General features: G+C 45.1%; 9 protein-coding genes and 1 tRNA gene. 7 read left to right on the top strand and 3 right to left on the bottom strand.

What is annotated here, in order from left to right; translation table 11 throughout:
* The first annotated feature begins 24 nt into the window (after window positions 1-24).
* The 6 genes from QUA10_RS12485 to QUA10_RS12460 all read left to right on the top strand — a co-directional run bounded on the left by QUA10_RS12485 (window position 25) and on the right by QUA10_RS12460 (window position 8,434).
* The gene (locus tag QUA10_RS12485) at window positions 25-351 is read left to right on the top strand and encodes a DUF433 domain-containing protein (protein WP_333083023.1); all 327 of its coding nucleotides are present in this window, start codon (window positions 25-27) and stop codon (window positions 349-351) included.
* A gap of 3 nt (window positions 352-354) precedes the next feature.
* Complete coding sequence (locus tag QUA10_RS12480) at window positions 355-696, top strand: DUF5615 family PIN-like protein (RefSeq protein WP_333082981.1); 342 nt, start codon at window positions 355-357, stop codon at window positions 694-696.
* A gap of 80 nt (window positions 697-776) precedes the next feature.
* The gene (locus QUA10_RS12475; protein ID WP_333082982.1) at window positions 777-1,952 is read left to right on the top strand and encodes an exonuclease SbcCD subunit D; all 1,176 of its coding nucleotides are present in this window, start codon (window positions 777-779) and stop codon (window positions 1,950-1,952) included.
* A gap of 253 nt (window positions 1,953-2,205) precedes the next feature.
* Entirely contained in the window at window positions 2,206-5,247 is a 3,042-nt protein-coding gene (locus tag QUA10_RS12470) for an SMC family ATPase (RefSeq protein ID WP_333082983.1), read from the top strand.
* An 84-nt stretch (window positions 5,248-5,331) separates the two neighbouring features.
* Window positions 5,332-6,504, top strand: a complete 1,173-nt coding sequence (locus QUA10_RS12465; RefSeq protein ID WP_333082984.1) for a pyridoxal phosphate-dependent aminotransferase — start codon at window positions 5,332-5,334, stop codon at window positions 6,502-6,504.
* 16 nt (window positions 6,505-6,520) lie between these two features.
* Window positions 6,521-8,434, top strand: coding sequence for an aminopeptidase P family protein (locus tag QUA10_RS12460; RefSeq protein ID WP_333082985.1), 1,914 nt, complete (start codon window positions 6,521-6,523; stop codon window positions 8,432-8,434).
* A 240-nt stretch (window positions 8,435-8,674) separates the two neighbouring features.
* Here the strand turns inward: QUA10_RS12460 and QUA10_RS12455 are convergent, their stop codons facing one another.
* From QUA10_RS12455 to QUA10_RS12445, 3 genes are all read right to left on the bottom strand, one after another.
* A complete protein-coding gene (locus QUA10_RS12455) occupies window positions 8,675-8,809 on the bottom strand; it encodes a hypothetical protein (RefSeq protein ID WP_333082986.1) in 135 nt (44 codons plus the stop codon).
* A 115-nt stretch (window positions 8,810-8,924) separates the two neighbouring features.
* Window positions 8,925-8,997, bottom strand: a tRNA-Thr gene (locus tag QUA10_RS12450).
* Window positions 8,998-9,121: 124 nt separating this feature from the next.
* Window positions 9,122-11,278 carry a WD40 domain-containing protein gene (locus QUA10_RS12445; protein WP_333082987.1) on the bottom strand — a complete coding sequence of 719 codons (2,157 nt, stop codon included), beginning with the start codon at window positions 11,276-11,278 and terminating at the stop codon, window positions 9,122-9,124.
* A 379-nt stretch (window positions 11,279-11,657) separates the two neighbouring features.
* On the opposite strand from QUA10_RS12445, the gene QUA10_RS12440 reads away from it, so the two are divergent.
* Complete coding sequence (locus QUA10_RS12440) at window positions 11,658-12,803, top strand: sulfate ABC transporter substrate-binding protein (protein WP_333082988.1); 1,146 nt, start codon at window positions 11,658-11,660, stop codon at window positions 12,801-12,803.
* Window positions 12,804-12,893 lie beyond the last annotated feature (90 nt).

The raw sequence follows: 12,893 nt of genomic DNA, 5'->3' as shown, positions 1-12,893 counted from the left end.
TTTATGACTTCAGTTACTACGAAGATGACACTCAAAGAATTGCAACCGCAACTCTTGGCTTTAACTCCCGAAGAAAAGGCTCAAGCTATACAATTCCTAGCCCAAAGTTTAAGCAACTTTTGGCCGGGAATTCAAAAGACTCCGGGTGTCATGGGTGGAGAAGCCTGTATCCGAAAAACTCGGATTCCTGTTTGGCTGTTGGTAAGTTATCGCCGTCAAAGTGCCACAGATGCTCATATTTTAGAAGGTCATCCCGATCTGAGTGCCGTAGATTTGGTGAATGCTTTTAGTTATGCTGAGGCATATCCTGATGAGATTGAAAGAGCAATTCGAGAACAGGAAGAGGCATAAACTGTGGCGCGTCTTTATGCAGATGAACAATACCCGTTTCCTGTTGTAAAATTACTGCGAAATTTGGGCCATGATGTCCTGACAGTTCAAGAAGCGGGGAAGGCTAACCAAAAGATTCCGGATGAAGAAGTTCTAGATTTTGCTATTAGCAATAATCGTGCAGTATTGACATTAAATAGACCGGATTTTATTCGACTGCATAGGTTTAACTCTGACCATACGGGCATAATTGTCTGCACAAACGACCACAACTGGGAACGGCTGGCTGTACGCATTAATCAAGCTATTTCTAATCTAGAAACACTGAGAAGTCTACTGATTCGAGTTAATCGGCCGTCGGAGTGAGTATAACAGCCGCAGAATGAATCAATTCATATAGCAGCTATCGCACAAAGTATTAAAATAAACAAAATACTCCTCGTACTATGCGAATAATTCATACTGCTGACTGGCATTTAGGGCGACGTTTTCGAGGGATCGATCGCACTTTTGAAATTGCGATCGCCCTCGAACAGATTTTGAAGCAAGCAAAAGCCTTGGATGTCGATGCTGTACTGGTTGCCGGTGACATTTTCGACGTACCCAACCCGCCCGCTTACGCCGAACGCATTGCTTATAACTTTTTCTGCGAACTCCAAGCGGCAGGAATTCCCGCAATTGCGATCGCCGGTAATCACGATTCGGCATCCCGCATCGACAGCATCGCGCAATTGCTTTCCCTCGCCGGTGTTCGCGCTTTAGGCAAACCCAGGCTTTCTGCAGACGGCGGCACAATTACTCTCAACACAAAAAGCGGTAAACTTTGCGTGGGAGCGATGCCTTTTGCTTCCGAACAAAGACTGTTAGATGCTAATTCTCTCTGGCAGTCTGGCGATGCCGACCGCCGCAAAGATTACCGCGAAATCGTAGCATATTTACTCGAAGATTTAAGCAGGGATTTTAGAGACAATACTGTCAATTTTCTCATGGGACACATGAGCATTGACGGCGCTCGATTGGCAAAATCCGAAGTCGCTTATTACACGCGAGAAAAATACCTGCTGTCCTCGCAAACTCTGCCGCCGGAAGCTCAGTATGTCGCCCTCGGACACATCCACATTCACCAGCGGATTTCTGAGACTTCTCCCGCTTATTATTCCGGTTCTTTGATTCAGTTAGATTTTGGAGAAGCGGAACAGGAAAAAGGATTTTGCTTGATAGAAGTTGAGCCGGGAAGTCAGGCAAAGGTGGAATTTAAGCCTGTGGCTTGCCACAAGCCGTTAAAAGTGCTTAAATGTCATAACGACAATCTTGATGAAACTTTACAAGCTCATCAGTATCATCCGGGTTTCTTGAAAGTAATTGTCGAACTGGACAGTCCGCAAATCGGACTTGCCGATCGAGTGCGCCAAATTTGTTCTCAAGCGCTGTTAATTGAACCGCGCTATCCAGATGCAGCGCTAGAACCAACAGAAATAACTAATATCGATCCCAATAATTTCGATCCGGCAGCAGAGTTTTGCAACTATTATCAAAACCGATTGGGAACGACACCGAAACCGCCAGTATTGGAGGAATTTAAAAATTTGTACAAGAAGTTTAAGGAAACAGTTAACAATTAAATGGGTAAAAAGATAGAATCCAAAATCCCAAATCTCAAATTTCAAATAGTTTTAAGACTGAAACCCACGCTCAATGTCGCTTGTAGTCGAGTCTAGAACCCCCTAAATCCCCCTGGTTGTTGGGGGACTTTGATAATACTCTTGTCCCCCCCCTTGTTAAAGGGGGTTAGGGGGGATCGGGAAGACTGTAGAAGGAAGACAGTAGACCTCAATATAACAATCTCAAACCCCAAATCCTAAAACTAAAATCAGTATGCGTCCACTCGAACTTATTCTCGAAGGATTTACCAGCTTCCACCGCGAACAGCGTTTAGATTTTTCTCAACTCGATTTGTTTGCAATTACTGGTGCTACAGGTGCGGGCAAATCTTCGCTGTTAGATGCCATGACTTACGCTCTTTTTGGCACGACAACTCGCAGCGGCAAACAAGTAAGTGATTTGGCGAGTCAAGGCAGCGAAAATTTTAAAGTGCAGTTGCATTTTGCTGTGGGTTCGGCACAGTATCGGGTGACGCGAAGGTGGCGTTTTCGTCCGAAATCTCCCGAAAATAAGGTGATTTTGGACAACTGGCAAAATGGTCAATGGGAGACTTTGGGGACGAGTATAGTTGCTGTTCAAAATACCATTGAACAGATTTTAGGAATGGATTTTGATACTTTTACGCGAGCAATTGTTCTGCCTCAAGGCAAGTTTGATGAGTTTATTAAAGGGGATACATCAAAACGCCGGGAAATTTTGCGGCAGCTAGCGGGATTTGAGATTTTTGAGCAGATGCGGAAGGAAACAAATGAACTCGCAAAGTTGCTGAAACAGGAACGGGAAATGGTGGAAAGGCAGCTAGCGGATTTGAGTGCACCGACGGCTGAGGAGGTGGCTCAAAAACGATCGCAACTTTTGATTTTAGAGCAGCAGTTACCCCAGTTCGATCGCGCTGTGATGAAAGCTCAAAAGGATCTAGATGAAGAGGAACAGCTATTTTCGCAAATTGCTCGCTGGCAAGAGCTACAACAAGAACTCGCTAAATTAAATGCTAATTCTGCTGAGGTTGCAATTTTAGCACAGCGTTTAGAGAGAGCGCAAGCTGCCAATCATTTACAGGGAGATTGGGCTTTAGTGCGATCGGCTCGCAGTCAGTATGAAACTGCCGAAAGTGCCTCTGTGGCAGCGCGAAAGCAGTTAATTAAAGCTCGCTCTGAGCTAGCAGTAGAGCAGCAGCAACTTGACGCGGCAAAAGCTAAAGAAGAGGTGCTAGCGCCACAAATTAAGGCTCGCGAAGATGCTTTAGCTGCTGCTAAAGTATATGAAGAACAACGCGCTCAATTAGAAAAAGAAGTTGCGCTTGCCCAAAAAATTCAACAGGAAAAACTCCGCTTTTTTATGGCAGCAGATAAAGAACTGCAAGCTGCTAACACTAAAATTCAAGGTGCGGGTTTTCGAGTTACTCAAGCAGCGGCGCAGCTCGAACAGTATGCACCGGGAGGGAAGCGTTTAGAGCAATTGCAGCAAATTTCACCCTTATTGATGGAATTGCAGCTAATTACCAAGCAGCAAAAGACTCAGCAAGAACAGTTGGATAAATCTCTGGCAGATAAGGAAAAAGCTCAACAGAATTATGTGCAGGTTGCCGCTAATTTAGAAGCAGCAGAAATCCGACTAAAAGAGTGCGATCGCGAGTTAGAAGTGGCCCAAACAGCTAATGCGGAAGCCGCACGTTTAGAGAGTGTGGCTGCTGTCAGAATGTCGCTGAATTCTGGCGATACTTGCCCGGTGTGTGGGGGGGTGCATCCTGAGAGCGATCGGCTCCCTCCTTTGCCCGATTCTAATATTGTCGATGTCGCTGGTTTGCGGCAGAAATTGGCTGCTGCAAATCAGGTTTTTCAAGATGCTCAAAGGTTGGCTGCTGAGGGAAAAAGTGCAGTGGCAGCCTGCCTGCAAAAAGAGTCGGAAATTGCTCAAATGTTGGAATTAACTGCGACTAAAGTTGCTCAATTGCAGCAGGAAATCACTCATGTGCTGGAAAATCCTCAGTGGGAAAGCTTGGGGTTGCAGCAGGAGTTGGCACTCCTTAAAGAGAGCGATCGCCAATACCGCCAAACCGAACAGCAGTTCCAACTCGCATCATTGGAATATGATAATTTTCAACAAAAATTTAATTTTGCTGTGGCGACTCAAGCAGCTAAACAGCAGGAATATCAAGATGCGATCGCTGAATCAGACCGTCGCCAGCAGCAGTTGCAAAGTTGTGTAAATGCGCTTTATCAAATTACCGAATATCAACCTTATGCTAATTTAGCAAAAGTCTTAGAACAAGACAAGCAAGACTTGGCAAATCTGCTGAAAGTTGCCGAAAAATCATATCAAACTGCTCAAAATAAGGTTATTCAAGCTGCTGAGAGAGAGCAACAAGCTGGAGAAGCTTTTGGACAAGCCCAGACCCAGAAACAGCAGTTAAACCAGGATTGGGCCACAAAATTAACAGCGGCTGATTTCACAGAAGAGACCTTTTTAGCAGCGGTTGCGACAGTTAAGGAACAATCAGAATGGGAAAATGCTATTCGCTCTCACCGCGAATCAAAAATTCAGTTAGAGACGCGGGCGAAAGATTTGAGCGAGGCGATCGCAGGCAGAACTACCGATGAGAATACTTTAGCACAAGTGCGATCGGCAAAACATACCGCCCAAGAAAACCTCAAACAAGCCAACAACAACCGCGCCGAACTGTTAGCTTGGATTCAAGTAGCAGCTCAAAATCTCGAACAAGCCGAAAGACTGTCACAGCAAATCACAAATTTCACAGAACAAGAGCAAACTTATCACACCTTAGCGCAGAACCTCAAATCCAACGAATTTCAATCATACATTTTAGAACATTTAGAAGCAGAATTAGTCGGCAGCGCCACCTTAATTTTGCAAGAATTAACCGAAAATCGCTACAAACTAATAAACCAAGACGGCGAATACTGGGTAGCAGATAATTGGAACGGCGGCGAAGCTAGACGAGTGCGTACTCTTTCCGGTGGCGAAACCTTTGCCACTTCTTTATCAATGGCTTTAGCTTTGTCAGAAAAACTGTCTCAAGGAACTCACTTGGGCAGCTTATTTCTAGATGAAGGATTTGGTACTTTAGATACCGAAACTCTCGAAAGCGTTACTCAAATTTTAGAATCTTTGCGGCAGCGAGACAGGCTGATTGGAGTGATTACCCACGTTCGAGAATTGGGGGAAAGATTGCCCGCACAAGTTAAAGTTTCCAAATCCCCGCAAGGTTCTAAAATAGAAGTACATAGATCCTGAAGCGGAGAAGCGCGTGCGTGAAATAGTAAACTTGCTTAAGGACGTACATTATCACTAAACCTGCCCTACAATTACCTATAATATATGATAAAAAATCACGCGAGTCGAATGCAATCGGTACAGTCGCCCATAATTCCAGTAGTTGGCGAACTGATTCGTCAAAATCCGGGAACGATATCTTTAGGACAAGGCGTAGTTTACTACAATCCGCCACAAGAATCATTTGAAAAAATTCCCGAATTCTTCGCAAATCCCGACAATCACAAATACAAAGCCGTGGAAGGAATTCCACAATTACAAGATGCCATCGCAGCTAAACTCAAAACAGATAACGACATAGATATTAATAGCAAAAACTGCATTGTCGTTACCGCCGGCAGCAACATGGGATTTACCAATGCCCTTCTCGCTATCACTTCGGCGGGGGACGAAGTTATAATCCAATCACCTTATTACTTTAACCACGAAATGGCGGCAATTATGGCAAATTGCCGACCAGTGATAGTAGAAACTGACGCCAATTATCAACTTAATATCGATGCTATAAAAAAAGCCATTACTGACAAAACACGAGCCATAGTTACCATTTCACCAAATAATCCCACTGGTGTTGTTTATCCTTCCGAAGCACTGCGGGAAGTTAACGAAATTTGTCGCCAGCACAACATTTATCACATCAGCGATGAAGCTTACGAATATTTTACTTATAACGGCGTCAAACACTGTTCGCCCGCCGCTTTTCCCCACAGCAGCGAACATACAATTTCTCTATTTAGCCTCTCCAAAGCCTACGGTTTTGCGAGTTGGCGGATCGGGTATATGGTAATCCCAGAACACTTGCTCGTTTCAGTGAGAAAGATTCAAGATACAATCTTAATTTGTCCGCCCGTAATTTCTCAGTATGCAGCGCTGGGAGCCTTGCAAGTTGGTAGAGGTTACTGCGATAATTATGTAAGGGCGATCGCATCTGTGCGACAACTCGTATTAGACGAACTCAATACCATCCAAAATTTGTGTACAATTTCCCCAGCCTGCGGAGCATTCTACTTTTTCTTGAAAGTTGATACTGAAATCGATACAATGGAATTAGTAGAAAAATTAATTCGCGAATATCACGTAGCAGTGCTTCCCGGTACAACCTTCGGCATGGATAGCGGCTGCTATTTGCGCGTTGCTTACGGTGCTTTGGAGAAAGCAACCGCCACCGCTGGTATTAGGAGATTAGTTAAAGGTTTGAAGACAATTTTAAACAAGTAAAATAGGAAGATTCAACATGGTTGCCACTAACTTAAAAGCAAATACAAATATCCAAGATACCTCCGCTGCCAGACTGGCAGACTTGCGCGATTTGATGGCAGATTATGAATTAGATTGCTATTTCATCCCAGCGGTTGACGAACACTTAAATTTATCAGTTCCAGCAGCCAAGCAACGACGAGCTTGGATGTGCGGTTTTACGGGTTCCGCCGGTGATTTGTTGGTTGGCAAAGATTGCGCTTGGTTGTTTGTGGATTCCCGCTATTACGAACAAGCCGAATTGCAAGTCGATACTGGAATTATTCAAATATCGAAACTCGGCTTAGAAGGAAATTTAACCTTAATTGAAACTTTAGAAAAACTGGCGGTAGAATCGGCCGAAAAATCAACTAAAATTCGCATGGGTTTTGACCCGTTTACTGTAGCCACAGAGCAATATCAAAATTGGGTTAAAAAATTCGCAACTGCGGAGATTGAGCTCATACCGATCCGGGAGAATTTGACAGACAAAGTGCGATTGCAAACTCCTTGGCAAACAGCAGAGACTTTACCCGCAATTGATGCAGAGCCCATATTTAGCTTACCTGTATCCCTGACAGGAGAAACCGCCGCCGAAAAATTAGCCAGAGTCAGGGAAGCGATGCAAAAAGCCAACATCGATGTGCTTCCGATTACCAACCTCAATCAAATAGCGTGGCTGTTCAACCTCCGAGGCTCGGATATTCCCCACATTCCCATTTTCATATCCTATGCCATTGTCACCACAGATTCAGCGTTTTTGTTTACAAATCCCGAACGAATTTCGCTAGAAATCAAGCAAGAATTGCGGGCGGATGTAACATTGCTTCCCTACGCCGACTATCCGCATACATTACAAACTTGCATAAATTTGCCACATAAAGTTCGGGTACTTTTAGACCCGAAACACAGCACAGCAGGGACGTACCAGTTAATATTAAACCATCAACAAGCGCAGTTATACAACATCGAAATACTTTTTGAGACACATCCGGTAGAAGGGATGAAAGCTCGCAAAAATCCGGTTGAAATCGAGCAGATGAAATCAGCTAATTTCAAAGCAAGTCGAGCGAAAACTTTGACTTTAAAGTGGTTGAATGAACAGCTAGAAAATGGTAAGATTTTGACAGAGTTTGATGTCAAAGAAAGCATCGAAAGATTTTACCAGGAAGAAACTGATTTTCAGACTTTAACTTTTAGAACGATCGCAGGTGCGGGAGCCAATAGCTCGATCGTACATTACGGAACCCCCAGCCCAGAAGTCACATTAAAACCCCGAGAATTGCTGCTGCTTGACTCAGGCGCGCAATATTTAGCAGGTACAACCGACGATACGAGAACAATAAGTATCGGAGAACCGACGGCGCTACAAATAGAACACTACACCACAGTGTTAATCGCGCACATCAACTGTGCAATGCAGCAATTTCCCAAAGGAACAACGGGAGCGCAATTAGATGCGATCGCCCGTGCGGTATTATGGCAAGAACAGCTAGACTACGGACATGGCACCGGGCACGGAGTCGGCGCGTTTTTAGCTGGTCACGAAGGGCCAAACGGCATCAGCAAATCGGTACAATATCCCCTGGAAGCCGGAATGGTAACTAGCATCGAACCGGGATATTACGAACCGGGATGGGGCGGAATTCGCATCGAAAATCTCTATGTTGTCAGGGAAATGCCCTCCAAAAACGGTTCGGTTTGGTACGGATTTGAATCGCTGACGTATATTCCGTTTGAGCGCAAATTGATAAATGTCGATCGGCTGTCAAAGACTCAACTCGCATGGTTGAATAATTATCACGCTTCGGTAGTCGAGAAACTGGAACCCGTACTTGATGCAGCAACAATTGAATGGTTGAAAACAGCCTGCACTGCGTTAGGTAAAATTGATGTTACTTTTAGCCAATAAGCCGATCGTACTCTGCGTGCGCGCCGATCCAAAACCACAAAATCCCCTGCTCAATCCCTATACCCAAAGCTCGGTAGTCTTGTCCGGCTCTGACTGACGAATACTTGCCGACTTTTTTGAAATGGAGCGATGGATGAGTTGGATCGGCTTTGAGTAATTCGTAACATCAATCGGCTGAAAGCTTTACGGTTTCAGGTAAAGCGTTGTAGCATTCCCAAAATCGACCAGTCGTGTAGTGCATCAAATTTCCCGATAGCGCCCCGCCTCAAAATCTGCGAGTGCCTGCTGGGCTAAATCTTCCAACTTACCGCCAGCAATATCTTGTTCTAACTGCTCGTCCCAACGCCGATAATCCAACTCAAAAAACCATTCCAAAAGTTGATGAAACTTATCTGGTGGTAGATCCAGGATAGCGGCTTAAATTTGCTCGATCGTCAACATAGAGCTGGTGATTTGTAGATAGTTATATCTATCAAAATTATACTAATAAAGCTGGTGACAGGATTTGAACCTGCGACAGGCTGATTACAAATCAGCTACTCTACCAACTGAGTTACACCAGCAGTGAAACTTAATATAGCAAACTTATAGTCATTAGCGCAACCCCCCCAGCCATTTTTTTTCAAATTCGCTCAAAACCCCTCCCCGTAAGGGCACAACCGAAATTGTCTGCCCAGTGCCAATTAATTAATCGCAGCGCCAAATCTTAATCGTCTGATCCGCACTGCCGCTGGCGAGCAAATTGCCCGAAGGTGCGATCGCCACCGAGTACACCGTACCCGAATGTCCCTTCAGACTGCTCAACAACTCCCCCGTCTGCAAATTCCAAATATTAATCGTATTATCATCGCAGCCACTAACCAAAGTCAAACCGTCCCCACTGATAGCAACCGAATCGCCCCGACTCACATAATTCTGCAAAATATGCACCGCCTCATTCGTTCCTAAATTCGTTACACCCTTTCCCTTCGCATAATTAGTATTTAAAATCCGCAACAAACTGCCCGTGTGCAAATTCCGCAGCTTAATCGTATAATCATTGCTCACGCTAGCAAGAATCTGACCGTCCGGGGCGATCGCCACAGAATTCACCCCAACATTCAACCCCGAAAGAGTCCGCAGCAACTTGCCGCTTTCCACATCCCAAACCTTACTCGTCGCATCCGAACTGCCACTCGCCAATATTTTACCGTCCGGGCTAAAAACCACCGCATTCACATTGTCAGAATGACCCTTCAAAGTCCGCAGCAACTCACCACTCCGCAAATTCCACAGCTTAATCGTATTATCAGCCCCGCCGCAGCTAGCAATTACCAGGCGCTTCGGGTTAATCGCCACCGAATTCACCTCCATAGAATGTCCCGGAAAAGTACACAGCAAATCACCGCTGTGCAAATTCCAAAACTTAATTGTTTCGTCCGAACTGCCACTAACCAACATTTTTCCGTCAGAACTAATAGCAACCGAATTTACGCGATCGGAATGTCCCGTCAGAGTGCCAATTAATTCCGCTGTTTCTAAATTCCAAATCTTAATAGTTTTATCCCAACTACCGCTAGCCATAATTTTACCGTCAGGGCTAATCGCCAGAGAATTCACAAACGATGAATGTCCCGGCAGCGTATATACACACCGCCATTTTTGATGTTTTAATTTGTGAGCTAATTCCTTCACCCGCTTAGCTGCCGCCTCAGCTTCCTCTCTGCGTTTGAGTTCAGCCTCCTCCAAACGCTGGCGTTCCGCCTTAGCTTTCGCCTCTCGCAGCGCCAGCCGCCGCATCTCTCCCTTATAGACTATTCGCTGTTGCTCCTGAATTTCTTTAAGAGTTTCAATATACGGTTGGGCCCAATCTTTAGAAAACCATTCCTGAGCAAATTCCGCCTCTAATTTAAATAACTGAGGTTCGTGAGTAAAATCGATATTTAAATAATACAAATCAGCTAAAAAAGCGGCCAATAACTTGTGAATAGTCACAATTATTTGCCGAATAATCCGCAGGCTCAGCTTTTTGTCTTTCCCCTCTGCCTCCAACTGGTTATAAACCTCTTCCCAATTCCAAGGCTGCATCGCCACTAGAGAAACGCTCTGATTGATGACTCCCCAAAAACCCACATGAAAATTAACTTCATAATCGCTGATATCGCTGTACAGTATAGCTGTCGGTACGGGAGACAACACAGTCTGCAACCGCTCCACATCAATATCAGAAATGGATTTTTTGAAATAGTCTCCGTAAAACTGAACCGGGCACAAATCTCCGTGGGGGGGGTAGTGCTGATTCAAGAAAGCTCTTAACTTAGCTGGTAGCTCGATATTCAGATTGTGGCGAAACGAATCAGGGCAATCTTGGCTAATTTTTGCGGGAGCAACTAACAGCAGCAATCGGTGCTGCTGCTGCTGCAAAATCTGTTCAGTTTCCTGCCTGCTCAAATTAGAAAACCAGTTGTCCCTGTCCCAAATAGTTTGAATTTCGCTCAGCTTCACTCGAATTGCTTCTGATTGAAACTCCCGCATTAAGTCGCGGCAAAGCCGGCTAATTGCCCGCTTATCTCTTACTTCTTGTGCCTTAATTCGATTAGCTCGTTCTTCCTTTACCCATTCTTCTGCGTCGGCGATGGCGATTAATTCTTGTTCTCTGGCCTGCTGACGCTGCAAATATCTTACTTGTGCTTTAATCCAGCGGGGGTCTTTTTTGATTTGCTGGTTCAAAGCTGAAGAACCAGACGGCTCAATTTCTGCATAGCGTTCGTTGACAGCGCTTGCTCCCAATCTTTCTCCCAATTCAGAGGCTACAGGCTTCAACAGTTCAATTAGGGTGTCTGAGACGGGGCGGGGTAAGGACATACCAGTTAAAACTTTTTCTTATTTAAGGACGATCGCGCGAGTCAGGGATATCTCACTGGGGCGGGGACTCTTGGCAGGGCTATTAGATTTGGGCGATCGGCCGATGATATATGTAAGGCGTATCGTGCAGGCGTATCGTGCAGCGGCGCAAGTTTAGCACCTTAACTCAATAATAGTATTTATACACTTTACATTTTACCCCGAATCTGAATCCAAAGCACCGACGGAAAAGACTTCAGGATATGCGATCAACCCTGAGTTACCCCAATTTGTTTTTTTTGTTGCCTTTTGACTCGCTCTTGTCTATAATCGTACTTCACAACCATAATTACGGTATTCCGACCTAATAACCGTACTTTCTCGCTTAGGAACAAATATAATGAGCCCGTGGCAACGCCTAACTCAACACCTTCACTGGCCACAGCAGCCATCAGCCAGCACAAATCAATCATTTACTGCCCTGAAAAGATTTGTGTCCCTATTTTTAGTGGGAATAACTTTAAGTCTGGCGGTTGCATCCTGCGGCCAGGGAACCACCAACAACCCCGCAGCCACTCCAGGCGGTGCTACCCCAGCAGCTAACAAAGGCAACGTAGAATTAACCCTAGTATCCTTCGCCGTCACCAAAGCCGCCCACGAAGCGATAATTCCCAAGTTTGTAGAACAATGGCAAAAAGAAAAAGGCCAAACCGTCACCTTTAACCAAAGCTACGGCGGTTCCGGTTCCCAAACTCGGGCCGTAATTGACGGTTTAGAAGCAGACATCGTACACCTAGCCCTCGCCCTCGACACCGCAAAAATCGAAAAAGCCGGACTCATTGAGCCCGGGTGGGAAAAAGAAGTCCCCAACGAAGGTATAGTCAGTAAATCCGTAGGAGCAATAGTCACTCGCGAAGGTAATCCCAAAGGCATCAAAACCTGGGAAGATTTAAGCAAAGACGGAGTAAAAGTGATTACTGCCGATCCTAAAACATCAGGCGTTGCACGCTGGAATTTCCTCGCACTTTGGGGTTCGGTTGTTAAAACCGGAGGAGACGAAACCAAAGCATTAGACTTGACTACTAAAGTTTACAAAAACGTCCCCATCCTGACTAAAGACGCCCGCGAAGCCACCGACGTATTTTTCAAACAAGGCCAAGGCGACGCCTTAATTAACTACGAAAACGAGATTCTTCTGGCTGGTCAGAAAGGCGAAAAACCGACTTATACTATTCCCGAAGTTAATGTTTCGATCGACAATCCGATTGCCATTGTCGATAAAAACGTTGATAAACACGGCACTCGCGAAGTCGCCGAAGCATTTGTCAAATTTCTGTACACCCCAGAAGCTCAGCGAGAATTTGCCAAAGCAGGCTTCCGCCCAGTAGATGCGACAGTAGCGACGGAACCAGAATTTGTCCAAAAATATGCCCCCATCAAAACCCTATTTACAGCTCAAGACTTAGGAGGTTGGGGAGATATTCAGAAGAAATTCTTCGATGACGGAGCTGTTTTTGACAAAATCCAAGGTTCAATTAGACAGTAGTGGCCGGGGCGGGTTTACGAAATGATTGGTTTTAGGCAATTATTTTTGGTAAAACCCGCCCCGGAGCGCAATTATTCTTTCCAACTCAAA

This window comes from Microcoleus sp. Pol8_D6 (genome assembly GCF_036700965.1).
In the GTDB taxonomy this organism is placed as follows: Bacteria; Cyanobacteriota; Cyanobacteriia; order Cyanobacteriales; family Microcoleaceae; genus Microcoleus.
The sequence above is the reverse complement of the archived record's forward strand: the minus strand, read 5'-3'. Positions and strand labels throughout refer to the sequence as shown.